Source organism: Enterococcus sp. JM9B (genome assembly GCF_009933265.1).
In the GTDB taxonomy this organism is placed as follows: domain Bacteria; phylum Bacillota; class Bacilli; order Lactobacillales; family Enterococcaceae; genus Enterococcus_C; species Enterococcus_C songbeiensis.
Map to the genome: position 1 here is coordinate 76,662 of NZ_MAEK01000028.1, position 24,848 is coordinate 101,509.

26 protein-coding genes and 1 pseudogene are annotated in these 24,848 nt (G+C 38.4%); 10 read left to right on the top strand and 17 right to left on the bottom strand.

The features are described from left to right. Window positions 1-46: 46 nt before the first annotated feature. Window positions 47-442 (bottom strand): YbaN family protein, encoded by a 396-nt coding sequence (locus BAU16_RS07910; protein WP_161526856.1) that lies wholly within the window; start codon window positions 440-442, stop codon window positions 47-49. 130 nt (window positions 443-572) lie between these two features. Between BAU16_RS07910 and BAU16_RS07915 the strand changes: the two are divergent. Then, window positions 573-1,205: pseudogene (locus BAU16_RS07915) on the top strand (GntR family transcriptional regulator); the annotation flags it as partial. Window positions 1,206-1,285: 80 nt separating this feature from the next. Continuing rightward, on the top strand, window positions 1,286-2,569 hold the full coding sequence (locus tag BAU16_RS07920; protein ID WP_161526858.1) for a PTS sugar transporter subunit IIC: 1,284 nt from the start codon (window positions 1,286-1,288) through the stop codon (window positions 2,567-2,569). A gap of 88 nt (window positions 2,570-2,657) precedes the next feature. On the opposite strand, the gene BAU16_RS07925 is transcribed toward BAU16_RS07920, so the two are convergent. The 3 genes from BAU16_RS07925 to BAU16_RS07935 form a co-directional block, all read right to left on the bottom strand. Continuing rightward, window positions 2,658-2,999 (bottom strand): DUF2200 domain-containing protein, encoded by a 342-nt coding sequence (locus tag BAU16_RS07925; protein ID WP_048603467.1) that lies wholly within the window; start codon window positions 2,997-2,999, stop codon window positions 2,658-2,660. A gap of 104 nt (window positions 3,000-3,103) precedes the next feature. After that, a complete protein-coding gene (locus tag BAU16_RS07930) occupies window positions 3,104-3,799 on the bottom strand; it encodes a hypothetical protein (RefSeq protein ID WP_161526859.1) in 696 nt (231 codons plus the stop codon). A 100-nt stretch (window positions 3,800-3,899) separates the two neighbouring features. After that, the gene (locus tag BAU16_RS07935) at window positions 3,900-4,220 is read right to left on the bottom strand and encodes a DMT family transporter (RefSeq protein ID WP_048603465.1); all 321 of its coding nucleotides are present in this window, start codon (window positions 4,218-4,220) and stop codon (window positions 3,900-3,902) included. Between the two features lie 222 nt (window positions 4,221-4,442). Here BAU16_RS07935 and BAU16_RS07940 point away from each other — a divergent pair, with 222 nt between their 5' ends. Then, the gene (locus BAU16_RS07940; protein WP_161526860.1) at window positions 4,443-4,877 is read left to right on the top strand and encodes a VOC family protein; all 435 of its coding nucleotides are present in this window, start codon (window positions 4,443-4,445) and stop codon (window positions 4,875-4,877) included. A 129-nt stretch (window positions 4,878-5,006) separates the two neighbouring features. Here the strand turns inward: BAU16_RS07940 and BAU16_RS07945 are convergent, their stop codons facing one another. Then, the gene (locus tag BAU16_RS07945; protein WP_161526936.1) at window positions 5,007-5,510 is read right to left on the bottom strand and encodes a cysteine hydrolase family protein; all 504 of its coding nucleotides are present in this window, start codon (window positions 5,508-5,510) and stop codon (window positions 5,007-5,009) included. A gap of 106 nt (window positions 5,511-5,616) precedes the next feature. Here BAU16_RS07945 and BAU16_RS07950 point away from each other — a divergent pair, with 106 nt between their 5' ends. Then, window positions 5,617-6,096, top strand: coding sequence for a GNAT family N-acetyltransferase (locus BAU16_RS07950; protein WP_161526861.1), 480 nt, complete (start codon window positions 5,617-5,619; stop codon window positions 6,094-6,096). 14 nt (window positions 6,097-6,110) lie between these two features. On the opposite strand, the gene BAU16_RS07955 is transcribed toward BAU16_RS07950, so the two are convergent. Both BAU16_RS07955 and BAU16_RS07960 read right to left on the bottom strand, forming a co-directional pair. Further along, on the bottom strand, window positions 6,111-6,605 hold the full coding sequence (locus tag BAU16_RS07955) for a hypothetical protein (RefSeq protein ID WP_161526862.1): 495 nt from the start codon (window positions 6,603-6,605) through the stop codon (window positions 6,111-6,113). Continuing rightward, window positions 6,605-6,802 (bottom strand): helix-turn-helix transcriptional regulator, encoded by a 198-nt coding sequence (locus BAU16_RS07960; protein WP_161526937.1) that lies wholly within the window; start codon window positions 6,800-6,802, stop codon window positions 6,605-6,607. Before BAU16_RS07960 ends, BAU16_RS07955 begins: the two co-directional genes overlap by 1 nt. 257 nt (window positions 6,803-7,059) lie before the next feature. Between BAU16_RS07960 and BAU16_RS07965 the strand changes: the two genes are divergently transcribed. From BAU16_RS07965 to BAU16_RS07975, 3 genes are read left to right on the top strand one after another with little or no spacing between them, the layout of a single operon-like run. Next, window positions 7,060-7,992: an AAA family ATPase gene (locus BAU16_RS07965; protein ID WP_161526863.1), complete on the top strand. Its 933-nt coding sequence runs from the start codon at window positions 7,060-7,062 to the stop codon at window positions 7,990-7,992. Window positions 7,993-7,996: 4 nt separating this feature from the next. Beyond that, window positions 7,997-8,986, top strand: coding sequence for a DUF58 domain-containing protein (locus BAU16_RS07970; protein ID WP_161526864.1), 990 nt, complete (start codon window positions 7,997-7,999; stop codon window positions 8,984-8,986). Further along, entirely contained in the window at window positions 8,979-11,048 is a 2,070-nt protein-coding gene (locus tag BAU16_RS07975) for a transglutaminase-like domain-containing protein (RefSeq protein WP_161526865.1), read from the top strand. Before BAU16_RS07970 ends, BAU16_RS07975 begins: the two co-directional genes overlap by 8 nt. Before the next feature lie 79 nt (window positions 11,049-11,127). Here the strand turns inward: BAU16_RS07975 and BAU16_RS07980 are convergent, their stop codons facing one another. After that, window positions 11,128-11,727, bottom strand: a complete 600-nt coding sequence (locus BAU16_RS07980) for an SOS response-associated peptidase (protein WP_161526866.1) — start codon at window positions 11,725-11,727, stop codon at window positions 11,128-11,130. A 265-nt stretch (window positions 11,728-11,992) separates the two neighbouring features. Between BAU16_RS07980 and BAU16_RS07985 the strand changes: the two genes are divergently transcribed. The 3 genes from BAU16_RS07985 (at window position 11,993) to BAU16_RS07995 (ending at window position 14,609) form a co-directional block, all read left to right on the top strand. Continuing rightward, complete coding sequence (locus BAU16_RS07985) at window positions 11,993-12,121, top strand: hypothetical protein (protein ID WP_048603453.1); 129 nt, start codon at window positions 11,993-11,995, stop codon at window positions 12,119-12,121. Window positions 12,122-12,164: 43 nt separating this feature from the next. Beyond that, a complete protein-coding gene (locus BAU16_RS07990) occupies window positions 12,165-13,859 on the top strand; it encodes an oleate hydratase (RefSeq protein ID WP_161526867.1) in 1,695 nt (564 codons plus the stop codon). Window positions 13,860-14,012: 153 nt separating this feature from the next. Continuing rightward, the gene (locus tag BAU16_RS07995; RefSeq protein WP_161526868.1) at window positions 14,013-14,609 is read left to right on the top strand and encodes an ATP-dependent Clp protease proteolytic subunit; all 597 of its coding nucleotides are present in this window, start codon (window positions 14,013-14,015) and stop codon (window positions 14,607-14,609) included. Window positions 14,610-14,667: 58 nt separating this feature from the next. Here BAU16_RS07995 and BAU16_RS08000 read toward each other — a convergent pair whose 3' ends face one another. From BAU16_RS08000 to BAU16_RS08040, 9 genes are all read right to left on the bottom strand, one after another. Then, window positions 14,668-15,075: a VOC family protein gene (locus BAU16_RS08000; protein ID WP_048603450.1), complete on the bottom strand. Its 408-nt coding sequence runs from the start codon at window positions 15,073-15,075 to the stop codon at window positions 14,668-14,670. A 94-nt stretch (window positions 15,076-15,169) separates the two neighbouring features. Next, window positions 15,170-15,688, bottom strand: coding sequence for a GNAT family N-acetyltransferase (locus BAU16_RS08005; protein ID WP_161526869.1), 519 nt, complete (start codon window positions 15,686-15,688; stop codon window positions 15,170-15,172). Window positions 15,689-15,709: 21 nt separating this feature from the next. After that, the gene (locus BAU16_RS08010) at window positions 15,710-16,486 is read right to left on the bottom strand and encodes a hypothetical protein (protein ID WP_161526870.1); all 777 of its coding nucleotides are present in this window, start codon (window positions 16,484-16,486) and stop codon (window positions 15,710-15,712) included. 169 nt (window positions 16,487-16,655) lie between these two features. Further along, the gene (locus tag BAU16_RS08015; protein WP_048603447.1) at window positions 16,656-16,886 is read right to left on the bottom strand and encodes a hypothetical protein; all 231 of its coding nucleotides are present in this window, start codon (window positions 16,884-16,886) and stop codon (window positions 16,656-16,658) included. Between the two features lie 69 nt (window positions 16,887-16,955). Continuing rightward, window positions 16,956-18,524 carry a ribosomal protection-like ABC-F family protein gene (gene abc-f, locus BAU16_RS08020; RefSeq protein ID WP_161526871.1) on the bottom strand — a complete coding sequence of 523 codons (1,569 nt, stop codon included), beginning with the start codon at window positions 18,522-18,524 and terminating at the stop codon, window positions 16,956-16,958. Window positions 18,525-18,978: 454 nt separating this feature from the next. Further along, entirely contained in the window at window positions 18,979-20,358 is a 1,380-nt protein-coding gene (nhaC, locus tag BAU16_RS08025; RefSeq protein ID WP_161526872.1) for a Na+/H+ antiporter NhaC, read from the bottom strand. A gap of 327 nt (window positions 20,359-20,685) precedes the next feature. Further along, window positions 20,686-21,345 carry a potassium channel family protein gene (locus BAU16_RS08030; protein WP_161526873.1) on the bottom strand — a complete coding sequence of 220 codons (660 nt, stop codon included), beginning with the start codon at window positions 21,343-21,345 and terminating at the stop codon, window positions 20,686-20,688. Between the two features lie 14 nt (window positions 21,346-21,359). Beyond that, window positions 21,360-22,007, bottom strand: coding sequence for a potassium channel family protein (locus BAU16_RS08035; RefSeq protein ID WP_048603437.1), 648 nt, complete (start codon window positions 22,005-22,007; stop codon window positions 21,360-21,362). Window positions 22,008-22,021: 14 nt separating this feature from the next. Continuing rightward, the gene (locus BAU16_RS08040; RefSeq protein WP_161526874.1) at window positions 22,022-24,817 is read right to left on the bottom strand and encodes a cation-translocating P-type ATPase; all 2,796 of its coding nucleotides are present in this window, start codon (window positions 24,815-24,817) and stop codon (window positions 22,022-22,024) included. Window positions 24,818-24,848: the final 31 nt, after the last annotated feature.

Below are 24,848 nucleotides of genomic sequence, written 5' to 3' on the forward strand. Positions count from 1 at the left end.
TAGCGTAAATATTTACGGTAATTCTCTTTTATCTGATTAACTAATCCTAGCGAAGCGTTTCTTTTTCTGGGATTCTTTCCTCCATCTTTGCTCCTCGCAAGTACAAACTTAATCCACTAACTAAAGAAAAATAGATAATTGCCAACAACCAACGAACAAATGTGGAATGGACTAGAATACCGGACAAAAGAAAGACCACTCCCATCATGAGAAACATCCTTTGCTTTGCTTTTCTCGTCATTTTCTTTTCCAAAAATGGTGTCACATATTTTTGATACGCATTCAAACCAGTCAATCGATGATAAAGTTTCGGAGAACTTCTCATCCAAAAGAAGCCCGTTAATAAATAAAAACCAGTTGTTGGCAACACGGGTAGGAAGATTCCCGCCGTGCCGATGATAAACGTCAATGAACCTAAACCAATAAACAAATATTTTTTCATGTTTCTCTACCTTTTTATTTTTTCCTGTATTATATAGTATTTCCACAAAAGAAACATTAGAAACCCTCAGATTCAACTTTTATTTGCTTCTTTTCCGACAAGTCGTTATACTTTTTTTGAGGTGAATACGTTGCCAAAATATATCGAGATCGCAAATATTCTAAGAGAACGCATTGAAAACGAAATTTATGCCAAGGGAAGCTTACTTCCAAATCAGACAGATCTTGTTAGAGAATTTCATGTCAGTCGAACAACAATCAAAAAAGCAGTCAGTATTCTGATTATGGAAGGCTTGCTTTTTTCAAAACGCGGAGCAGGAACAACTGTTTTAAATCATCCTTTTTTGGGAAAAGAAACTTCTCCTATTAATGAATACGCTGGACTCAGTTATCAAATGAAACGACAAAATCGGCCGATTGAAAGTCAAGTAATCACTTTTGAAGTAAAATTTCCCGATGAAAAAATTCAGGAAAAGTTAATGATCTCGGAAAAAGATCCGGTCTATGAAATCATGCGTTTACGAATCTTAGATGAAAAGCCCTATGTCCTTGAACACTCCTTTATGCCGGTCAGTCTGGTTCCGGGATTAACATTGGAGATTTTGCATCACTCGGTGTATGACTATCTGCTGCAAACTTTGGGGCATCATTTTGCGGGTGCCTACCGAACCATTTCCGCTGCAAAAAGCGATTTCTTTGATCAAGAATATCTTCGCTGCAAAAGAGATGATCCGGTTTTAGAAGTCGAACAAGTCATTTATCTTTTTTGGTGCTACTATAAATGAGAAATCGATTTCAGCTTCAACCGTTCTAGAACATGAATACTTTTATTAAGGAGATAATCATGGATAATTTTGTTGCATTTATGGAAAAATATTTTATTCCGGTTGCTTCTAAAATTGGGGCACAACGCCATTTAGTTGCTATTCGTGATGGGTTTATCGTCACGATGCCATTAATGATTTTAGGATCATTCGGGGTATTAATAAATAATTTACCTATCCCACCATATATCACATTTATGAACAACCTTTTCGGTGAAGGAAAATGGCAAGCTTTCGGAAATAATTTATCTTCAGGTACCTTTTCAATTTTGGCGTTACTGATTGCTTTCACTGTTGCCTATAATTTGGCAAAAAGCTATGGCAAAGATGCTTTAGCTGCAGGTGCAATTTCAGTTTCTAGTTTCTTCGCTCTAGGTGCATTACCAGTTGATGCCGATGGAAATTTGAGTAATGCTGGACTAGGCTCACAAGGATTATTTTTAGCATTGATCGTTGCAGTCTGCTCTACTGAGATTTTCAGAAGACTTATCGGCAATCAACGATTAGTAATCAAGATGCCTGATGGTGTGCCACCTGCAGTTTCTCGTTCATTTGCTGCTCTCTTCCCCGCAATGATTACAGTAGCGATTTTTGCTTTTATTACTGCATTATTCCAAGCAGCAGGTGTAACTAGTATCGTGACAGCTTTTTATGAATTGGTTCAAGAACCATTTATGGGCTTGGCCAACTCGTATCCTGCCGCTCTTTTACTTGGTTTTATTTCTGCATTCTTATGGTTCTTTGGTTTGCATGGTGCAAATATCATCGATCCATTTATGCAAACAATCAATATTCCTGCAATTGAAGCAAATGTAAAAGCACTACAATCTGGCGAAAAAATGCCTTTTATTGTTAACAAACCTTTCTTTGACTCCTTTGTTAACTTAGGTGGTACTGGTGCAACTTTGGGTCTTTTAATTGCTATTTTCTTAGTCGCTCGTAAACACAAAGCTTACATGACAGTAGCAAAATTATCCATTGCCCCAGGTATTTTCATGATTAATGAACCCGTTATGTTCGGGTTACCAGTTGTATTAAACCCAATCTTGTTCATTCCATATGTCTTCACTCCACTTGTTCTAGTGACTGTCGCATATGTTGCTACTGCAACTGGATTGGTTCCAGCCTGTTCAATCATCGCACCTTGGACGACTCCACCTATTATCGGCGGTATCCTGTCTACACAAAGTTTAGCTGGCGGTGTTCTTGCTGCAGTAAACTTAGTCATTTCTATCTTGATTTACCTGCCATTTGTAAAATTGGCACAAATCCAAGAAGTTCGTCGTATGAAAGCAGAAGCCTAAAGTGTTTCCTGTTGAATGAAATAAAGCACCACTTCTCTCTTCCAATTTTTTTGGAAAATAGAAGTGGTGCTTTTTGATTGGTACCTAATCAACTACGTAGAACTTTTTCCATAGATTTTCCCTTGGCTAATTCATCTACTAGTTTATCTAGGTAACGAATTTTTTGCATCAATGGTTCTTCAATCGTTTCAACACGAACGCCACAAACGACACCTTTGATTAATGCAGCATTCGGATTGATTTGGGCTTGATCAAAGTATTCTTCAAAAGTTACCTCATCATCAATTAATTTTTGCTGGGTGGCTGCATCAAATCCTGTCAGCCATTCGATGGCTTCGTCAAGCTCAGCTTTCGTACGCCCTTTTTTTTCGAGCTTCTGAATGTACATTGGGTAAACACTAGCAAACGAAACTTTATAGATTCTGCTCATTGTGATTCTCCTCAAAAAAAGTTTTTGAACTACGGATATTTATCTATTAATTTTTTTTATTATATCCCAGCTTTCTCTCTTTTACCAAACAAAAAGAGAGATTATTAGTGGATATCCAATACAATCCAATTCCCAGCTTCTTTTGCTAAGGTCCACTCTTCAGAAAACCGCTCTCTTTTTGCTTGCTTTTTAGCCTCTTCAATTTGTTCTGTTGGATCAGAGTCGGAAATAAAATAATCCTTCATAGCAGCATCTACACGCAGAACAAGCATGGTATCAGAAAAACTTCGTACCTCAGTAACACTAAAAATTTTTATATCTTCCAATTTATTATATTTATGGTCTTTTTTATATTCCTCAATTATTTGGGAATTCTTTTTATACAATGATGTGGACATTTTGTCTTTTATCGGTGTAAGATTGTTCATTGACCATGCCTCTTGAAAATTCATGAACAATCCGCGAAATGTTTTATTTATCTCCTTTGAAACTCGTGGACCTCTTCCGATTCCTTTGTTGAAAAGAAATTTATAAAGACCAAAGGCAGGAAGAAGAATCAACAGGATATTATTGAAAAAGAACGAAGACCAACCACGCATTCCCCAAGAACGAATTGGATGTTGGTAAAAATAGCTATGTGTATTTGAATAGCTCCCCCCTCTAGAAAAAGAACTCCCTCCATGAAAGCTTCCTCCTCCATGGCTTCCGCCAAATCTAGCAAATGTTTCTTGTGGAGCTACAAAAAAAAGCAGTAATGCAAAACTTATAAGGCATAAACAAATCAAAATTTTTTTCTTCATTTAGATAGTTCTCCTATGCTTTTGTTCCAATTTTTAGAAGTATACGCCTCCTATCAATAAAAGTAAATATTTTTTCGTTATTTAATTACTGGTTAAAGTGCTAATGCCCGCTCGTTACTTTAATCCCAATAATTCCGGTAATCAATAAACCGATAAAAAGCCACGTCGATAATGAAAGATGATCCTTGAACAAAAGAACGCCGACAAGAATCGATCCCACGGCACCAACTCCTGTCCAGATTGGATACGCCAAACTTAAAGGCAATAACTTTGTTGCTTTTGCTAAGAAAAAGAAACTCAAAATCATTCCTACAACGGTCGCCATTGAAAAACCAAATTTAGAGAAACCCACACTCAATTTCATGGTGGTCGCCCAAACCACTTCAAAAACTCCTGCGATTATTAAATACATCCATGCCATTTTCTCTTCCTCCTAAACTAAAAAAGACAACTACGCCTCCTCTACTAGACCTAAAGAGGAAGGTAATTGTCTCGCCCGGCGGCGTTTAAATATTACGACTATTATACTAAAAATCAGAAAAACGTCAACTTTTTCCTTACAGGAAACCATAAGTCTAAAAATCAAGCCCTGCATATACAAATATGGTATCCTGAGTATATAAATGAAATGAGGTGTAAACGAATGAACAGTATCCATTTAATTTGTCTGGGCGTAAAAGATCTTTCAACATCTAGAAAATTTTATAAAGCACTAGGCTTTGAGGAACCAAATGACAAAAATTCTGAAACGATTGTTTTTTATAATAATTTTGGCACTAAACTTGAACTTTTTCCTTACAAAGAATTGCTAAAAGATATTGGAATTTCAGAAACAGATCATCCGATGCCACAGTCTTTTAATGGGATGACTTTGGCTTTCAATACCAAAAGTGAGAAAGAAGCCGAACAAACATTTGAAAATGCCCTCAAAAATGGCGGCATGCTAGTAAAACCATTAACTTGGGGCGATTGGGGTGGGTATAGTGGCTACTTTAAAGATATCAACGGATATTTCTGGGAAGTCGCCTATTCTAGTGCATGGAAATTTGATCAAAATGATATGTTGATTATTGAATAATTTAGAAACCATGTCCTGAATTTTATCGGACATGGTTTTTTCTGTCCCCTTGACCCATTGAATGATGAGAACTAAATGTTAGTTAATTTTATTAGTCACAGAAAGATTTTACATTTATATCAAATGTTTTTATTCAATAAACGTTAAAAATCTCCGATTCCAAATTTTCTCATAGAAGTTAATCGTTGTTTCTGCTGTCATATAGTCATTACTATACGTCGTCGTTCCCCCTCTTCTCATCCACAGCACATACCCTAACCCATGAGCAAATTTAACGGTGGTGTCAATACAATACTCGGTCTGAGCACCACAGATTTCAAGAGAGCGACACTCATTTTTTGCCAATAGTTCTTGTAAATTTGTGTGATAAAAAGAGTTTGCATGGATTTTTCTGACAAAATAACTTTTTGCAGGAAGAAATAATTCTGGAAGAAGTTCCCACATTTCAGTTTCCGGAATCAATTCTTCATCCTCATGTTGGATAAAAATAATTGTTTTTCCTGCCCTATCGTAGTCGTCAATTCTCTGATTTGTTTCTTTAACTACCTTTGTTAAGTTATGAATTGGTGTTTCATCATAGCAAACACCATTCTGTAAATCGATAACCAGTAGTGCATCTGCGACGGGTTTCATTAAAATTCCTTCTTTCGATTCTTTCATTTTTTCGTCTCTATTGACAATCCAACCATTTTTCTCTAAGATAATTTAAACTTTTATATGAAGAAAGAGCCTGATACCTATGAAACTACGAAAAATGACAAAAGCAGACAATCCTGCCATCAAAAAACTTGTCCAAGACTCCTTAAAAACGCTTGGCTATGATATTCCCGGCACCGCATATTTTGATCCCCAATTGGATGATTTATTCAATTACTATCGAACCCATTCTCCCGGACAATATTGGGTCATTGAGCAAGAGCACCAAATTATCGGTGGCGTTGGAATTGCACCTTTTTCAGAAGCAAGTGGCATTTGTGAACTACAAAAATTATATCTAGCGGAGAAATTTCAAGGCCTTGGCTTATCAAAAAAACTAATGGTAGCAGCCCTTAACTTTGCCAAGAAGCATTATCGTCAGTGCTATCTTGAAACCCACACGGATTTAGCAACCGCTTGTCGCTTATATGAAAAATATGGTTTTCAGTTATTGAATGGGCCGTTAAAAGGTAGCGAGCATTCAGCGATGAATGCATGGTATTTATTGGATCTAGAGAAGTAATTCGATCTCTTTTCTTACCGAAAGTATTCTTTTCGCCACACATAGATATAGGAAAGCTGTTTGATACTTATTGCCAAAAGACCCAGCAACAATAAGATTTCGGTAGAAACTTGCTTGCCACCAGTGATTATTAATAAAAAAAGAAGAAAGCTAATAAATGCTTCGGTATAAGCGGATGAACGTAGGCTTGCCTTTTGACTGATTTTGGTCGTTCGTTCATCCTCGAACTCTTCTGTCACTCGCAACTCGGAAAATAAAAAATTGATAAACGTGTAGTCAGGATTAAGTTTTCGAGCATCCTTCACTCCTTTTAGTAACAATAAAATAGCAAAAATCAACAGGACTAACAAAATAGCTGCGATACCTACCATAAGACCCATAACCTGTGGGAATGAAAGATAGTTATCGATACTTTCTAGTTTGTTCAAAAGAACCCATGATCCCCCAACTACCCAGAAAAAAACTACTAAAAATAAATTTTTCCGTTGTATTCCCTTAATTGTCTCCATCAGTTTCCCCTCTTTTCAAACAAATCTTCAATTTTTAAATCAAAAACTACCGCCAAGTCCAATGCAAGCTCTAGAGATGGTACGTAAGAACCCTTTTCCATAGATATAATCGTTTGCCTCGAGACTTGAACTTTATCAGCCAACTCTGCTTGTGTCAGCCCTTGTTTTTTTCGTTGCTCCCTTACTGTATTACGGATTGGCACATTCTCAACTCCTAATATTCTACGCCGAATTGTAAAGTTAACTTTACTTTGATCAAAGTATAAAGCTTCTCTTTTGTAAAGTCAACTTTACTTATTAATAAAATTATTTTTATTGGAAATAAATTAGAGAAAGTCTTTGTGGTATCACAAAAAGTTTGGGATAATAAATTAAACCTATCTATTAATAAAGTGATAGCCTTTTGCTATTCTTTATTTTCACACCCCAACCAAAGATGAAAGTGGTGTTACTTATGGAGAAATCTTTTAAACATGCAGAAGCAAAAATCAATGAATTAATGGCTGTTTTAGAACAAAATATTCTTGGTAAACCAGAAATTTTACGTCTGACGATTACGGCATTATTGGCTGATGGGCATGTGCTGTTTGAAGATGTACCTGGTGTTGGAAAAACATTGCTGGCAAAAACGCTGACTCAAGCCATTCAAGCCGATTTCAAACGAATTCAGTTTACACCTGATTTATTGCCCAGTGATCTTTTAGGTGTTTCCATTTTTAATCGGCAAACCAATCAATTTGAATTCCATCAAGGACCGATCTTCACAACGATTCTTTTAGCAGATGAATTGAATCGAACGACACCTCGAACACAAGCAGCGCTACTGGAAGCCATGTCAGAAAAGCAGGTGACGATCGAATCAACTTCCATGCCGTTGAATCCGCATTTTTTTGTGATTGCTACCCAAAACCCATTGGAAAACGAAGGTACCTATCCTCTTCCTGAGGCACAACTGGATCGCTTTTTATTTCGCTTGAAATTAGGTTACCCAGCGGCAAATTTTGAATTGCAAATGTTAGCGGGAACGACTGCTACACGTACTGTTGCTCCCGTTTTATCCCTAGAACAATTGACTGTTCTAAAACAAAATGTTCAGCAGGTCCATGTTGCTCCAGAGCTTTTACACTATGCGCTTCAGTTGATTCAAGCAACTCGGGTTCATCCTGAATTGATTTTAGGCATTTCTCCTCGTGCCGGTGTCGCTTTCATCCAGGCTGCAAAAGCTTACGCATTAACTTGGGGGCGATCCTATGTAATACCGGACGACCTACAAGCAGTTGTACCGGCAGTTTTTCATCATCGCTTAATTTTAAAAGATTTCTCTCAAAAACAAGTCGATCAAATCATCCATGAAATCATTGCTCAGACACCCGTTCCAGTGAGGTAGCAAAATGATAAAAACGATTTTCCATTTTTTTCTACAAGTAGTGGTTCTATTCATCTTGGGACTCTATGCCTTTGGATTTAATTATTCTCTTGGCTGGTATCTCTTTTATTTCTACGGTTTATTTTGTTTCGTTAACTGGGTACTATGGCTCCTCCTCAGTCGTTTTCTCTTATTTTCTTTGAACCAAACAATTACTCACGTTCAAACCAAAGAAAAATTACCTATCCATTTCAATCAAAAACGGCATCTGTACCCACATATAACAATCAATGGCGAAAATATCGTTCCCGACAAACAGGAAATTTTCTATTTGTCTGTTTTTTTCAAATATAGAGGTACAGTCGATACTCTACCCCTCTCGTTAGAAATTCGTGATCTCACTGGCAAATTACGTCGAAGAAAACGATATTTGTTAAACACTGAGCTACTTATCTTGCCCAAACTAAACCTTGAGTACAGTCAGAATCTTTATGCATTTTTACTCAAAAAAGGACTACTTCATGGAAAAGATGAATTTTCCTCAGAAATTGCTGACCATCGGAGTTATCACTATGGAGACCCGTTGAATCAAATCAATTGGAAGCTTTCTGCCCGGATGGAAGACCTTGTGACTCGAGAATTACTTCCGGAAAAAAATCAACCAATTCTTGCGCTTTTGTGGTCCGATTCAGAAGAGTTGCTTGGTTTATATTATTCCCTTTATCAGCAGCATAAAAACGATTTCCACTTTGTCCTTTGGTCTCAAAAAGGAGTCCTTTCTCAAAACATCCCCGCCAAAGAATGGGCAGATTATCATCGTGGAGATCCACCTGAAGCTATGCCAAAAAATCGAAGTATTTTGCTTTTCAGCGAACAAAAGGAGTCAACCAATTCGATCATTGACTGGTTACAGCAAAATAATTCAGTGACTCGAATCGAACAAAAAGAAAACCTTCAGATTCATGGGAAGAAACAAAGGTGGACTTTACCAAAGGTGGTGGCTGGCGATGACTGAGTCGAGAGGAAAACGTTGGCTTTTTTCACTTTTTTCTTTTTTGCTGTTAGCTACTATGATAACTCCTTTTGCTAAAGCTAATGAATTTTCTCCAACATGGAGTTTATATCTCTTTTTATTTTTACTGCAACTTTTGCTCTCTCTTCCCTGGCGACTTTTACGTATCGCCGGGACACTTGTGCTGACTCTGTGGTTCTTGCGATTTGCGATTCCTGTAGCCCCTCAATTAGCTTTTCAAGCGTGGCTTTCTGCCTTTATTCGGCGTATTCAGAGTCACTTACAGTTGATTTACCAAGGAAATGCTTCCTACTTACATGTTGATTTAGCCCTTTTGTTTATGGTCAGTTTCTTACTTTTGTTAAGTTTATTGATCTTACGGTTTTATCGTTGGCGTTTTGCCGTATTCGCTACAATCAGCTACTTGATTTTATTGACGATTTTCAATCATCAAACTCTATTACTCGAAGGTGTCTTGGTTTCCATCAGCAGTTGCGGCTTTTTGCTGACAGAAAAAAATAGCCAAAGAAAAAATTTCCGATTGCTGCTCTTTTTAAGTCTTATCGGGGTGTTGGCTTTTACTTTTCCGATTGGTTTGCCACAAGTACAAAAAGAAGTTTTTTTCTGGGGACAGCCTTTGCGAAATCGTATCAATCAAGCGGGTATTTTTGACGCGATTGCTGACTATGGAAGTGGATTGAATACACTGAAACGAAGTGGATTTTCAGAAGACGATACTAATCTTGGTGGTCCACTGGCAGATGATTTTACGGTTTTGTTTACGACAAAAATGACTGAGCCCAGCTATTGGCGCGTTGAGACTAAAACAAATTACAGTGGAAAAGGCTGGACAGATGCTGGGAGTGACAGAGGAATTCCGGCTGATCCCTTCTCACTTTTTTCCTATCCAGAAACATTGGTGAAGGACAGTGAAACCATCAATATCCTTCCGCAAGAAACATTGTCTTATTTACCTCTGCCATATGGAAATAGTCAATGGAATATTCCGGATTCATTAACCGATGTTCGTTACCAACGTGAAACGGAACGAATCTCTTTTTCACCAACGAAAACGGAACAACAGTTGTCCTTTCGTCCTCTTGAAAGACCGGAAACCATTCAAGAAGCATCCCTTCCCGATGGTATGCAGATGTATACCCAGTTGCCTGATTCATTACCGGATCGTGTAAAGGAGTTAGCGGTAGAAATTACGGAGGGGACTCAAGGTCAATTAGAAAAAGTTGAGGCTGTCCAAAGATATCTTCGTGCCGGAGGAGAATTACGTTATTCCAAAATTGATGCAGAATACACGCCAGAAAATCGTGATTACGTAGATTACTTTCTTTTTGATACAAAGGTTGGTTACTGTGATAATTTTTCGACAGCTATGATTGTTTTGTTACGCAGTTTAGAGATTCCAACACGTTGGGCAAAGGGCTTCAATAGTGGAAATATCGTGGAAACAGAAGATGGCGCTGAAATCACGATTCGAAATGCCGATGCTCATTCTTGGCCGGAAGTTTATTTTACAAATTATGGTTGGCTGCCGTTTGAACCGACACCGGCGTTTTCTGACGTCTTTTCTCAGAATCAGTCAGCCGATTCAACACTTCCGACTGCAGACGCCTCTGCTTCGGAGTCGAACCCCGAAAGTACGACAACAACGGAAACGACTCAAATAAGCAGCAGCGATTTTACCCAAGAGACGCCTTCAAATGGACGAAATTATCTACGTCTTGTACTCATCCTAGTGGTCTTGGTGCTTTTGATTACCGCCAAATTTTGGCTATATTATCTTTTGTCCGTTGCAATTCAACTACTTTCCTTTGACCGTAGCTACCGGTTGCTGCTCTTTTTATTTTCAAAAAGACTTCCTCGACAACCAGCAGAAACTCTAACTGTTTACAGCCAACGAACAGAAGCAGCATGGAAACTAAATGGCAGTTGGCAAACGGCAACCAAGCAGTATGAGAATTTTCTTTACAACCATTCAAAAAATCCAACAACGAAAAATTTTCTTTTAGAAAGTTTGCACGGCCTATTCTTTTCAAAAAATCAGCAATAACTTTCATCCATAAACAAATCCGATGACTGCTTCTCTTATCAATAAGAGCAACGGTCATCGGATTTACTTTTTGAAGCAGTTATTTGCGAGAATTTTCTTTTTTATCCTCAATTAATTTCACTTCTAAAAGTGGCATTGATTGGGAAATTATTTCCCGTGCGAAGTCGATATCAGTAATCCATTGATTGATCTGTTCCTCTTCGATCACTAGCGGCATCCGGTCATGGATTTGTTCTACTGATGCATTTGCTTCAGTCGTCAGGATAATCGATTCAGTCTTAAAGCCTGCTTCCTTCTTATGAATCCGATAAAAACCGGCTACATACAGCGTTTCTCCTTTTGAAAAGAAAAATTTTTCTTTCTCTTTCCACTCATAGAAGCCGCTCATGGGAAAAATACAGCGATTTTCTCGAAAATGTTTTGCAAAAGTTTTCTTTTCTTCCACTGTTTCTGATCGCGCATTGATCAATAGTTGCCCTTTGCGAAAGCCTTCAAATCCCCATCGGGTAATTCCAGCAACAACCTCTCCTTGCTTATTCGCCCCTAATGTAACGACGTGATTAGAAGGATAGATTTCTGCTAAAGATACCTCTACATCCTTTTTTCTACGTTTCATTGCCGAATCCCAATATGCCTTGAGTTTCTCGGAGTGTTTGTCAAAAAAATATCTTCCGCACATTCCTCATCACCCTTTCTATTTTCCTGTCGCTAATCTTTCTTTTATTTTACTATGCCTTCGGAAAGAAACCCTCTATTTTGCTTCATTGATTCCTTTTTTAGACAAACAACACCAACTGTCTAAATAGCCCCTGTCCTTCAGCCCATATGTTTTGCATTCGTTTTTAAGCAGGTCTATGCTTGTTTTATAGAAAGAAGGAATGAGTAACGATTCATGCAACACCCAGGTTTCATCAATTTTTTATTTTGGAGAGGAGCAATTCATCATGAAAAAGAAATTATTTGGCATTGGCTTAACAGTAGGTATCTTAGCATTAGGTGCAGCTTACCTTGCTAAAAAAACAGGCTTTTTCGAAGATGATAGTCACTTATACGATGAATATGAGTCTATCTAGTTTCTAAGAATGTCGGAAGTTAACAATGATGGAGGAATTAGTGATGAAAAAAAATAAAGCTATAATGATTGGTGCCGGTTTATCAAATATGGCAGCAGCTGTTTACTTGATTCAAGAAGGCAGATGGAATGGCGAACAAATCACCTTTTATTCTTTAGATGATCATGGTTCAAACGACGGAGCACCAACAGAAACAGTTACAGATGAATATTGGAATAAGAATCATCCGATGGAAAACCAAAAGGGTTATGTTGCCCGTGGCGGTCGGATGCTGAATTACCGGACCTATGTGGACTTAATGGATCTTTTGGATCGGATTCCTTCTGCAACCGAATCAGATATGACAGCGGCAGAAGACACTCGCGATTTTGATGCAAAACACCGCACCTTTGATAAAGCACGTCTATTGGAAGGCGACAAAGGCATCATTGATGGTGGACATCTTGGTTTAAACAATAAAGATCGGATTCTATTGACGAAATTGATTGCTATGCCTGATTCCGAAGAAGAAAAGCTGGATAACCTATCCATTGCTGAATATTTTAAAGATGATCCTCACTTTTTTGAAACTAATTTTTGGTTTATGTGGGAAACAACTTTTGCCTTTCGTTTGCAAAGCTCTGCACAAGAATTACGACGCTACATGCATCAAATGATTTATGAATTCACTCAAATTGAACATTTAGTTGGTGTCAATCGGACTCGCTACAATCAATATGAAAGTATTATGCTGCCTTTAATCAATTATTTGAAAGAACAAGGCTGTAAAATTGTTTTGGATCGCTTAGTTACTGATTGGGATTTCAAGGAAACGACGATGCAAGATGAAATTACGGTGACTGGTTTGAAGATGCTGAATACCAAAACGAATGAAGAAGAATATGTTCCTGTTGATGAAGACACAGCAGTTATCTTTACAAACGGTTCAATCACCGATTCCGCAACACTGGGTGATTTTGAGCATGCAGCTCCTGAAAATATGGATTACGGTGCTGCCTCAAGTTTATGGAAAAAAGCCAGCGACCGTTTCTACAATTTAGGTAATCCCGATAAATTCTTTGCCGATCGCAATGCCAGTGAATGGGTCAGCTTTACTTTGACCACAAAAAATCATGTTCTTTTAAATGAAATCACTCGTATTACGACCCAAGTACCCGGAAATGCTTTAAACTCATTTGTTTCAACGACGCCAATTACGCCTCTTGGTCAAAAAGACGTCAACATGTCGATCGTTGTCCACCACCAACCACACTTTACAACGCAACAACCAAACGAAACGGTTATCTGGGGTTACTTCTTGTATCCTCGCCGTCGTGGTGAATTCGTGGACAAACAATACATCAAGATGAACGGAAAAGAAATGTTGCAAGAATTAATCGGGCAACTGTCAAAAGTCGATCCCGGTCCTGGAAATATTCGTGACAAAGAAGCAGAAATCATGGAAAGTGTCATCAATAATATTCCCGTTTACATGCCGTATGCTTCCGCATTGTTCAATAATCGAGCAAAAATGGATCGTCCAAAAGTCATTCCACAACATTCAACCAATCTGGCCTTTACCGGTGAATTTGTAGAACAACCTTATCAAATGATTTTTACCGAACAAAGTGCTGTCCGTTCTGGCGAGATTGCCGCTTACCATTTTGCCGGTATTCCAATGTCCCGCTTGGTACCAACGCCACGCTACGACAAAGATTTAAAAACCTTGGCTCGGGCTGCTAAGAAAATGTTTGAATAGGTTCTAAAGGCTAACGCCCTCAAAGGTAAAAAGTCCACTTTGAGGGCGTTTTTTTCCATTCTTTTTTGAAAGGACAGAAATAATAGCTATTGATTGTGTTTATTCCTTTTTTGTTCTATCATTTTAGTGATAGCGAAAGAAAGAGGTGGCTTCATGTTTTATTTAGATGAAGAAGACGAAAAAGAAAAACAAAGCAATGATCTTTCCAGTATTTACCGGAAAAAATTATTGGAACAACGAACTGTATTGATTTATGGTGAGATCACTCAAGAATTAGCGAAAGATGTCACTTCACAATTACTTTTGTTGGCAGCTTTAGCAGATGACCCCATCAATGTCTACATCAATTCTCCTGGTGGTCATGTGGAATCCGGTGATACGATCCATGACGTCATTCAATTTATCAAACCAAAAGTAAATGTAATCGGTACTGGTTGGGTAGCGAGTGCTGGGATCACAATTTATTTGGGTGCTGAAAAAGAAAATCGCTACAGTTTACCAAATACCCGTTACATGATCCATCAACCAGCTGGCGGTGTTCAAGGACAATCGACAGAAATTCAAATTGAAGCAAAAGAAATCATTCGAACCCGTGAACGGATCAATCGTTTGATTGCGGAAGCTACTGGACAACCTATTGAAAAAGTTCAAAAAGATACTGATCGGAATTTCTGGATGACCGTTGACGAAGCAAAAGATTATGGCATCGTTGGTAAGATTGTTCAAACATCTGATGAGGTTGCAAATTAATCTTCATTCAAAAAAAGGTGCGGCAGAAAAATCTGCTTCACCTTTTTCTCATTTTATTTTATGGCATTGCCATCCATGTTGGTTCTAAAATGTTGCCATCTAAATCACTGACTTCATATCCGAGCATCGTCTCTTCAGGGATCGCTTCATTTGGTGCTGATTTATAATAAGAGCCCCCATTTTCTTCTGCTGTTTTCGCAAATTTACGGACCGCATCGGCACTTTCTAAACCAAAAGCAACTAAAGCTCCACTCATCTTTTGAGGGTCCATGACTTCTTTATCGCCAATGAACTCTTTATAGTAATCTCGTGTCAGCAGCATCACCCAGAAATTATCATCCCAGACCATCCCACTTGCCCGTTCATCGGAAAATTCTTTATTTTGAGTAAATCCCAACTTCGTATAAAATTCTGTTGCTTTTGCTAAGTCTTTCACTGGAAAGTTTGCAAATACCATTGTTGCCATTTCTGTCACCTCCACTTTTATGCAAATATCATCTCACGAAAGCGTTTTATTTGTCAAAGTATGGGATTTTCCTTTAGAAAAAGGTAACTTTCTTCTACAGTACTATCCAATATCTTCTCATTAACTGCTTTTCATGATTCAACCGTTTATCCTCTAATCGTCCATAGTTCTTTTCAATGACTCTTGCTGAAGCCTGATTCGTTTCTTTACAGGTCACTAAAATTCGTTTAATCCCATTTTTTTTTGCTTCCTGTAGACCGAGTGCTAAAACTTTTGTTCCATACCCTTGCTTCCGTTCGTCCGGTCGGATGGCATAACCGATGTGTCCGCCAAAATTCAGAAGATAGTCATTTAATCTTAAGCGCAGATTTAGCATTCCAATAATCTTTTGATCCTCATCAATTGCCAGAAATTGAATGCCGGGAACCTTTCCACTTGGTGTAGTAGGCGAACGTAATTGTTCTAGTGAAGTCAACCATTTATCAATCGATGGACTAGCAGCTAAATCACTGCTTCCTTCAATTTTATTCGTATCCGCAGGAAATGCTGCTTTAAAATTCCCGATTTCTTTTTTGTAGCTTGAAGTTGCTTCTACTAAGAAAATTTTTTTCACTACTATTCTCCTGCCTTTTCTCTACTTCACAACCGTCCATTCATCAATCGTTTTACCCTCAGCGTCCTTTAGCTCCAGCCAGCTATTTGTTCCTGCAAAATAAAGAAACAGCCCCACTTCATTGACGCTTTTTAAAATGATATCTTCTGTTGTCACAAAATTTTTGAATTTATCTGCATGCTCTGAACGAATCTTTTCCCCAAAACGTGCAGACATTCCCACAGAACCATCTTTATTAAGCGGTGCAACAGGCTTCATCACAGCGCCAGCTTTAATCAACATTTCATTCCGTTTTTGCCAAATAACAGTGGCTTTTGCCTCATAAGCTTCCACATAAAATTCTTTTTCACTCACAGCTTTGCTCCAGCGATGTTGCGCTTTTGCTGGTTTTTTCTTTGGTTTTGGTTTTAAAGTCACACCAAAACTATCTAACACAACTAAAATTGTATCAAGATAATTCATCACCAATTTTTCATGATTTGAAGGAATTTTTGCAGGTGTGTCCCGCTTTGTTAATTTTACGCCATTTTCCTCTGCGATTTGAGTTAATTTTTCAGAAAGATAGCTAAGTTCAATCTCTTCAGGGGGGAAAATTGCGACTGCTCGTTCGCCCTCCTTCTCCTCTGCCTTTTCTTCAATTTTTTCAATTGCAAAAACGATTTGATCCTTTGACCAAACAACAACGGCTGGTTGATCCAGCTTTAATTTATTAGCTTTCGTCAAAATCAATTTACCCAATTCTGGTAGTTCAATTACCGTTTGCTTATCTGTGAACTGGATTGTCGCCTTGATGTCCATCTCAAACTGCCTCCTTTTTCGAACAAACTGTTCAATAAATTTGAATTGCCTCAATTATAGCAAAAGAACCTTTTAGGCTAAACTGATTTGTCTTTTTCTATCCTTTAAAATCACAAAAAAGCAGCTCCATTTCTAAAAAAAGAAATAGAACTGCTTCCCTCAAAAAAATTTACCGCTCAACAATATACTTCTCAGTAAATCGTTTGCCTTCTTCTGTCGGCTTCACTTGATCTACCATATCAAAGAGAAATTGCTCCCCGCTTTCCGGATCCTTCACAATGACAAGATGGCCGTTGAGTTTTCGCTTAGAATATTCAATTTGGGCGGTACGCATCAGTTCCTTTGTATCATAGTTAGAAGCTAATGCATTGCCAGCATTGAAAAATATTGATTCTTCCATAAAAAAACGTCCCTTCTATCTCAAAATGTGAATCTTTCTAATTTCAGTATAGCATAGGCTCTGGAAGACTTATATTTTCACGACTTGAGTGTCTTGAATCAATAGTTGTTTCTCTGTCACTTTTTTCAAAAAATAGCGATCGTGGGAAACCACCAATAACGTTTCATTATACTGGGCTAAAATTTCTTCCAATTCTTCTTTCCCATAGATATCTAAATGGTTTGTTGGTTCATCGAGAATCAGAAAATTGATTTTATCTTGCAGTAGATGCAAAAGATACAAACGCATCTGTTCTCCACCCGAAAGATCTTTGATTCGTTTATTAACATCTTCCGCAAAAAAACCAAAACGGGCAAGAGTTTGGCGGGCAATCTGCTCGTCAGAAATTTTTGTTTTCACGTAGGCTAAAATGCGCAATTCAGGTTTTTCAAAAGAAAGCTTCTGTGGTAAATAGCCAACTTTAATATTCGCTCCTAAACGAATCTCTCCTTCATCCAATGGTGTATCACCTAAAAGACACCGAATCAACGTACTTTTTCCACTGCCATTTTGTCCCATTAGAGCCACTCGCTCCTGACGATAAAGAGTGAATTGACTATCAGAAAACAGCAATTTTTCCCCTGCAAATTTACCGACATTTTTAGCAATCACTACTTCTTTTCCTGAACGATTTGCTTGGGATATTTGCTGCAGTCGCTGCTTAGGCGGTACTGGTGGTTTGATTAGCTGTGTCTTAAGCTTTTCAGCACGACGTTCAACTTCCTTTGCTTTGCGATAAAAATCATCATTGTCCGATTCGTTTGCCCACTGCCGATAACGTCGTGCCATCAAAACAAGTCGTTGAATCTCTTTTTGCTGCAGATCAAAATTTTTCTGGAGAGCCGCCACGCGTTCCCGTTTCAACCTAGCGTACTTGCTGTAATTTCCAGGATAGCTGACCAGTTGCTCGTCTTCTATCTCTACAATGCGGTTTACAACGTTATCCAAAAATGCACGGTCATGGGATATAATCAAATAGGCTTGTTTCGTATGGCTCAAATAATTTTCCAACCACTGAATTCCTTCAAGATCCAGATGATTGGTCGGCTCATCCAGCAAAAGTACCTCGGCATTGCCCACTAAAATTCGTGCCAGCTCAACTCTGACACGTTCTCCACCACTTAACTGCAGAAGTGAAGCTTCTGCTTTATGACCGATTCCCAGTCCTTTTAATGTCCCACTGAGGCGGTCCTCCAAAGTATAACCGCCATTTTTTTCATAGCTGTCTTGTAACCGCCCGTACTGAATTAGCATGCGCTCAATATCAGCCGCAACATCTGTCATTTGAATTTCTATTCGTTGCATTTCTTGCCTTAAGTTTTGCAGCTCATGGAAACTGGTCAATAAATACTCTTTTACTGTTTCTTTATTTCTTGTTAATTTTTGTGGGACAAAACCAATTCTCAATCCTTTTTTCCGAGCAACGACACCTTCTTGAATTCCTTCTGCTCCAGTTAGAATAGTCAATAAACTACTCTTTCCGCTGCCGTTTATCCCTACCAAACCAATTTTATCTCCCGCTTGAATCGTTAAATCCAACTTTTTAAAAAGCGGTGTAGTTCCAAAATTCTTTGTAACTTTGTTTGCTTGTATCAACATGTTGTCTCTCTCCTTATAGATCAGAGACCATAAAAAAAGGTCATGATAAACATCATGACCTCGTTATTTTATAAACGATTAGAAGATTGAAACGCTTCTCATGGTCACTGATTTCCTTCATTATTTGCGATTTTTTGGCAGACTGCTCCCTTGTTCGCATTTTTGAAGGTAAGATCATGACAAAAGCTGATGAAATAGCGAAGGCTAAATTCATTTGGCGTTATTTTTGACATGCAGACCATTGATTCGTTTCCCCCTCTCTGAAAGTTCCTTACTAGTGACAGTGTAGCAAAATTTTCCTAATACCGTCAACAAAAAACCAATAGCTAAATTTTTTTCCGTCTGCAAATCAATGGCATTTTCTATTGGATAGCTGGCATCTCTGAAAAAAACAAAGTGCCTGATTCAAACACAAATCTTCTTCAATAATCAGTCGAAGATTCTCAAAATTTATTTAGCTTTTTTCCAAACGATTCATTCCAAAACCGGTAATTGAACTAATTAGTGAAAACAGTGGCGACAATAGACTGAAGAAAACAAACGGTAAATAAGTCAGTGTCGGTACGCCAAAGGTTCCTGCAACAAAACTTCCCGCAATTCCCCACGGTATGAGATAGTTGATGACCGTTCCGCCATCTTCTAATGCGCGGCCTAATACAGTCGGGTCATATCCCGCCTTTTTGTATACTTCTTTAAACGCATTTCCTGGTAAAATCACTGATAAGAATTGCTCACCAATAAATAAATTGACACCAATACTTGCCATTAAGGTAGTAAACATCAAGCGGACCGGACTATTCAATTTTTCTGCAATATGATTCATTACTGTCGTTATCAGTCCGAATTTCATCAATAACCCGCCCAAAGACAGAGTCAGAATAATCAATGAAACAGTTGGCATCATACTTTCAATGCCTCCACGACTCAATAATAAATCAATCTGTTGATTTTTCGTATCGGAAGTAAATCCCGATTCAATGACTGTCGCAATTTTTTGGATGCTTGTTTGCGGATTTTGAATGAACACCATGACAATTGCGACGACAATATTCAGTAAAATCGTCACGATTGCCGGCAGTCGCTTCCACGCGCAAAAGAACATCAAAAATAACGGAAATAATGCCCAGCCCGAAACAACAAATTGTTCTTCCAAAACCTTTGTCACTGTCTTTACTTGTTCTAAACTGGCGGAATGATCGCTCTGCCCTAAAACAACATACAGAATAAATGAAAGTACAAAAGCTGGAACCGTTGACCACATCATGTGCTTGATATGTTGGAATAAATCTGCTTCAACAATTGCTGCGGCCAAATTGGTGGATTCTGACAGTGGAGACATTTTATCGCCAAAAACAGAGCCCGAAACGATGGCACCAACAACCAATGCTTCATTCAGTCCTAGCGTAACACCAATTCCGAAAAATGCGATTCCGATCGTAGACATAACAGTAAACGCACTACCCACTGCGCTACCAACAATGGCACAAACGACAAAGATCGATGGAACAAACCATTGCACACTGATTAAACGAAAACCATACACCATTAAAGTTGGAATGATTCCCGCTTGAATCCAAACGGCAATCAAAGCACCCACTAAAATAAAAATCATAATTGGAATAATTCCTGGTTTAATTCCTTCAATGATTCCTTGATGCAACAAATCAAAAGAATATTTTTTGATTGCCGCATACAACATCACTAACGCAATCGAAAATAAAATTGCAACATTCGGGGAAATCCCAATACCAATTACCCCCACCGCAATATTAACCACAATTAAAATCAACATAAGACTTGCTTCAATCAACGATGGCTGAACTTTTTTCTCCATATTCATTCTCCTCTTTTTTTATCAATAAGCCTCAGAAAACACCAAAAAGAGACTCATCCTCAATTTAAGGACGAATCTCTCCGCGGTACCACCTTATTTAAAAGTATTGCTACTTTTCACTCTTCTATTTAACTGGATAAAAGCGATTAGTGTACTTCACACAAACAGACTTGATCGATTCTCAGCACCCATCGACTTTCTGAACAAAACATCTGCATGCTACTGCGCTAATGGCGGTGTTTCTTCAACAACTCGGCTAACTTGGTGCTATTATACACCAGATAAATGGGTTAAGCTACTAAAGATTTTTATTATATCTTTTCGCTCTTACCGCAACAGCTTCAACAAATCTTTCTCTCCTTGTTCTCCGGTATACAGTAACAAGCGATCTCCTGAAAGTAACTGCGTATCGCCTTTAGGAATAATCGTTTCTTTATTTCGTGTGATCGCAATCATTACCGTATCAAGAGGAATTTCAAGATCCTTAATAAAACATTTATCAGCTTTTGCGTTTTCTCGAATCATTACCTCGACAATCGCATTGTTTCCCTGATTCAAATGCGCCAAAGTGACCATATCGTCTAAATTGATTTGATCGATGATAATACTGGATAAGATGTCTGCTTGACTGACTTTTATGTCTACACCCATTTCATCATTGAAAAGCCATTCGTTTTTTGGACTATTGACCCGTGCAACAACCTTTGGAATACCAAATTCGAATTTTGCAATCGTTGCTCCGACGACATTTGTTTCATCTGCACCAGTAACAAAAGCAACCACATCCGAATCATTGATTTCAGCACGTTCTAATATTTTAGGATCTGTCCCATCGCCTTCAATAATATCATTTGTTGGAAAAATATTTTTTAGCAGAGTAACACCTTTTGAACGTTTTTCGATAATTTTCACTTCATTGTTAGAATCTCTCAGCTTTTTTCCAACATAGGTACCAACTTGCCCACCGCCAATAATCAATACTTTCATAAGAAATTCTCCTCTCACAACTCCATGATTTGTTTGATTCTATTCAACGATTCCGGCATCGCAGATACATATAGCCGATCCCCTTGTTTCAACACTGTTCCATTGGAAGGAATGAAGGTATCATTTCCTCGTCCAAGTGCCACGACACGAATTTCATTTAACGGAAATGCATCGATCAAAACAGAATTATCTAAGAGGCTTGGGATGACTAGACGCAAAATTTCAACAGGCGTATTGCCAATCGTCATGACGCTGTCAAGAGTGCTGAATGTCAGCAATTCTTTCGTTCTGGCAATTGACCACTTTGTCGTAGCAATCACTTGAATGCCTAGCGCATTATACACATCAACTTTTCTTTGATCGTACAATCGGGCAATCACTTTAGGAACCCGATATTTATTTTTAGCGATACGAGCAACTAAGGCATTGATATCATCACTTTCCGTACAACCAATCAAGCTATCCGTCTTTTCAATTCCAGCTTTTTCAAGAAGTTCTTTATCAAATTCGATACCTGTCAATGTTTCTCCTTCAAAATCAGCATCCAGATTTTTAAACAGTTCTGGTTTTGAACTGATAACCGTCACCTCGTTCCCATCTTGGGATAGTTCAGTCGCCAAACCTGAACCCAATCGACCACAGCCAACAACAATAATTTTCATCTTGCTTCCTCCTTCTAAATACTTCTTTTTCGTAGCCATGCTTTTCTGATTTCTTCCAAGCCAATAATTGGAACTGGGCAAAGAATCAGATAAATCCACTCAGCAAGTGCAATTGGTGCTGTGTTAAACAAGGAATGAAACACTGGAACATATGCTAATAGACAAAATAGAAAAATTTCAACAATCAAGCCAAAGTTAATAGTTCGATTTGAAAACAACTTAATTTTGAAAATCGATTGTTTTTCGGTTCGGCAATTCATCGCGGCACCTATCTGGCAAAAAATGATTGCCCCTAGAGTCATCGTTGTTGCTTGCCGATAAATCAACCCCGAATCAGCGAGTTCTTGCCCAAAACCACCATTCAGCCAGTAGGAAAAGAAAAATGCACCCATCGCAACTGTCGCTTCTAACAATCCATACCAAATAAAGGATTTAACAAGAAGTTTTTTATTTAGCAAAGGATCTTTTCTTGAACGTGGAGGACGGGACATAATTCCCTCTTCCGGCGCTTCAATACCCAAACCTAAAGCTGGAAGCATATCTGTTCCAAGATCGACAGCTAATATCTGCATAACTGTTAAGGGCAATGGAATCCCTCCCCGTGAAAATAAGAATGCCGCAGAGGGAACCGCTTCTGATGTATTACTGTTAAAAATATAAGCCAAAAATTTTGGGATATTGGTGTAAACAGCTCTTCCTTCTTCTACCGCGCGAACAATCGATGCAAAATTATCATCCGTTAAAATCATATCTGCCGATTCTTTCGCGACATCCGTTCCGGTTATCCCCATCGCAACACCAATATCTGCTTTTTTCAATGCAGATGCATCATTTACACCGTCACCGGTGACCGCAACAACATTGCCCATTTCTTGTAAGTTTGTGACGACACGAAATTTTTGTTCTGGTGCGACTCTTGCAAAAACGACTTCATCAGATAATGCTTTTTTCAACTCATCTTCCGTCATAGACTCTAGTTCGATTCCTGTTACCACACGTGGGTTTTCTTCCTTGACGATTCCGATTCGTTTTGCAATACTGACCGCAGTCAAACCATAGTCACCCGTAATCATAATGATACGAATGCTTGCGTGATGGCATTGTTCAACTGCTGCTGAAACTTCAACTCTTGGCGGATCAGCCATCACAACTAACCCTAGAAAAATCATTTCTTGTTCAATCATTTCTGGCGTATAGCTAGTAAGTCCTTTGGGTAAGCCATCTACTTGATCCAAGAGACGACAGGCAACTGCTAAAACCCGCAATCCTTGACGGGCATATTGGTCATTTGCTATCATGATTTTTTCTTGTTCGTCCGTTGTGATTTCTTGGATTTCACCATTTTTCAACGTATACTTACACAATTCAACTGTTTCTTTTGGTGCACCCTTTGTGAAAGAAACCCGATTACTTCCGAAAAAGTTTTTTTTCATCGCATGGATGGTTGTCATTCGTTTTCTATTTGAATCAAAGGGTAATTCTCGTACTCGTTTTGCTAATTCTTCATTTTCAACTAAATCAATACCGGCTTTTTCAGCAACTACATCCAAACAGGCCTCAGTGGGATCACCCAGTACTGTATAGCGAGGATTTTCATCGTCTGGTGGTAATACTCGCGCATTGCTGCACAAGCTCCCTCCCCGAATAACCCATTCCAAAGTTTCATTGTCAAATGCCGTAATCGGTTGACCATTTTTCATTAGTTTACCTTTTGGAGCATAGCCTAACCCTGTCACTTCGTATTCCTGATCTAACAGCCATACATGATTAACCGTCATCTCATTTTGGGTGAGAGTTCCTGTTTTGTCCGAACAAATTACGGATGTTGCACCTAGTGTCTCAACAGAGGACAATTTTTTTACTAGCGCGTGTTCTTTCGCCATTTTTTGAACAGCCATTGCTAATGACAGCGTAACTGTCGGTAACAATCCTTCTGGAATAAATGCCACGATCATCCCTAAAGAAAAAATAAATGCTTTTGCTACTGGCTGATGGACAAAAAAGACTGCCGCCACTAGGAAAAACACTCCTACCGAGATAGCAATCATCGAGATTTGTTTCGTTAAACGATCCAATTCAATCTGCAAAGGACTTTTTTCTTCGCCGAGTGATTGTGTCAGACCAGCGATCTTTCCAAATTCGGTGTTCATCCCAATCGTTGAGACGACAACTTTTCCACTGCCATTTGAAACACTGGTTCCCGCAAAAACAATATTCTTAAATTCTAGTTTACTAGCGTGAGTATCAATAATTGCCTCACTATTTTTTCTAACGGGATTCGATTCTCCCATCAGAGCTGATTGATTGACTTGTAAGTCCGTTGTTTGAATCAACCGACCATCCGCAGAAATCCGATCGCCTTCTTCTATTAACAAAACATCTCCAGGAACAAGGTCTTCCGTCAGAATTTGTTCTTCTTTGTCGTTTCGAATTACGCGAGCATATGAAGGTAACATTTTTTTTAAGGCTTCTGTTGCTTTGCTTGCACGATTTTCTTGAAAGAAACTAAACAACCCATTGATAATGTTTACCAACCAGATTGCCACCCCTAGTTGTGGTGTGTCCGTGAAAAATAGTGCCACTGCACCTCCAACCCACAATAAAATCGCCATAAGACTGACAAAATTTTTGATAAACTTGATAAAAATCGATTCACCTTTTGCTTCTTCAATTCTATTTGTACCAAATTTTTCTTTCGCCTGTAAGACCTCTTTATTTGTTAATCCCTCCGGACGACTTCCAAGCTCGTGATAAACCTCATCTATTTGAAGGCTCTCAATTCCCCCAGAAGCTTGCTTTTTTTCATTCATTTGAAAGAACCCCTTTTTTCATAAAAATCAC

Bases quoted from the DNA above. Each gene is read 5' to 3' on its own strand.
- BAU16_RS07975 (WP_161526865.1), top strand. From the start codon at position 8,979: ATGACTGAGTCGAGAGGAAAACGTTGGCTTTTTTCACTTTTTTCTTTT.
- BAU16_RS08035 (WP_048603437.1), bottom strand. From the start codon at position 22,007: ATGAAAATTATTGTTGTTGGCTGTGGTCGATTGGGTTCAGGTTTGGCG.
- BAU16_RS07920 (WP_161526858.1), top strand. From the start codon at position 1,286: ATGGATAATTTTGTTGCATTTATGGAAAAATATTTTATTCCGGTTGCT.
- nhaC (WP_161526872.1), bottom strand. From the start codon at position 20,358: ATGGAGAAAAAAGTTCAGCCATCGTTGATTGAAGCAAGTCTTATGTTG.
- BAU16_RS08000 (WP_048603450.1), bottom strand. From the start codon at position 15,075: ATGGCAACAATGGTATTTGCAAACTTTCCAGTGAAAGACTTAGCAAAA.
- BAU16_RS07970 (WP_161526864.1), top strand. From the start codon at position 7,997: ATGATAAAAACGATTTTCCATTTTTTTCTACAAGTAGTGGTTCTATTC.
- BAU16_RS07965 (WP_161526863.1), top strand. From the start codon at position 7,060: ATGGAGAAATCTTTTAAACATGCAGAAGCAAAAATCAATGAATTAATG.
- BAU16_RS07925 (WP_048603467.1), bottom strand. From the start codon at position 2,999: ATGAGCAGAATCTATAAAGTTTCGTTTGCTAGTGTTTACCCAATGTAC.
- BAU16_RS08010 (WP_161526870.1), bottom strand. From the start codon at position 16,486: ATGGACATCAAGGCGACAATCCAGTTCACAGATAAGCAAACGGTAATT.
- BAU16_RS07980 (WP_161526866.1), bottom strand. From the start codon at position 11,727: ATGTGCGGAAGATATTTTTTTGACAAACACTCCGAGAAACTCAAGGCA.
- BAU16_RS07945 (WP_161526936.1), bottom strand. From the start codon at position 5,510: ATGAAACCCGTCGCAGATGCACTACTGGTTATCGATTTACAGAATGGT.
- abc-f (WP_161526871.1), bottom strand. From the start codon at position 18,524: ATGTTGATACAAGCAAACAAAGTTACAAAGAATTTTGGAACTACACCG.
- BAU16_RS07990 (WP_161526867.1), top strand. From the start codon at position 12,165: ATGAAAAAAAATAAAGCTATAATGATTGGTGCCGGTTTATCAAATATG.
- BAU16_RS07950 (WP_161526861.1), top strand. From the start codon at position 5,617: ATGAAACTACGAAAAATGACAAAAGCAGACAATCCTGCCATCAAAAAA.
- BAU16_RS07985 (WP_048603453.1), top strand. From the start codon at position 11,993: ATGAAAAAGAAATTATTTGGCATTGGCTTAACAGTAGGTATCTTAGCA.
- BAU16_RS08040 (WP_161526874.1), bottom strand. From the start codon at position 24,817: ATGAATGAAAAAAAGCAAGCTTCTGGGGGAATTGAGAGCCTTCAAATA.
- BAU16_RS07995 (WP_161526868.1), top strand. From the start codon at position 14,013: ATGTTTTATTTAGATGAAGAAGACGAAAAAGAAAAACAAAGCAATGAT.
- BAU16_RS07935 (WP_048603465.1), bottom strand. From the start codon at position 4,220: ATGGCATGGATGTATTTAATAATCGCAGGAGTTTTTGAAGTGGTTTGG.
- BAU16_RS07930 (WP_161526859.1), bottom strand. From the start codon at position 3,799: ATGAAGAAAAAAATTTTGATTTGTTTATGCCTTATAAGTTTTGCATTA.
- BAU16_RS07955 (WP_161526862.1), bottom strand. From the start codon at position 6,605: ATGGAGACAATTAAGGGAATACAACGGAAAAATTTATTTTTAGTAGTT.
- BAU16_RS08030 (WP_161526873.1), bottom strand. From the start codon at position 21,345: ATGAAAGTATTGATTATTGGCGGTGGGCAAGTTGGTACCTATGTTGGA.
- BAU16_RS07910 (WP_161526856.1), bottom strand. From the start codon at position 442: ATGAAAAAATATTTGTTTATTGGTTTAGGTTCATTGACGTTTATCATC.
- BAU16_RS07940 (WP_161526860.1), top strand. From the start codon at position 4,443: ATGAACAGTATCCATTTAATTTGTCTGGGCGTAAAAGATCTTTCAACA.
- BAU16_RS08015 (WP_048603447.1), bottom strand. From the start codon at position 16,886: ATGGAAGAATCAATATTTTTCAATGCTGGCAATGCATTAGCTTCTAAC.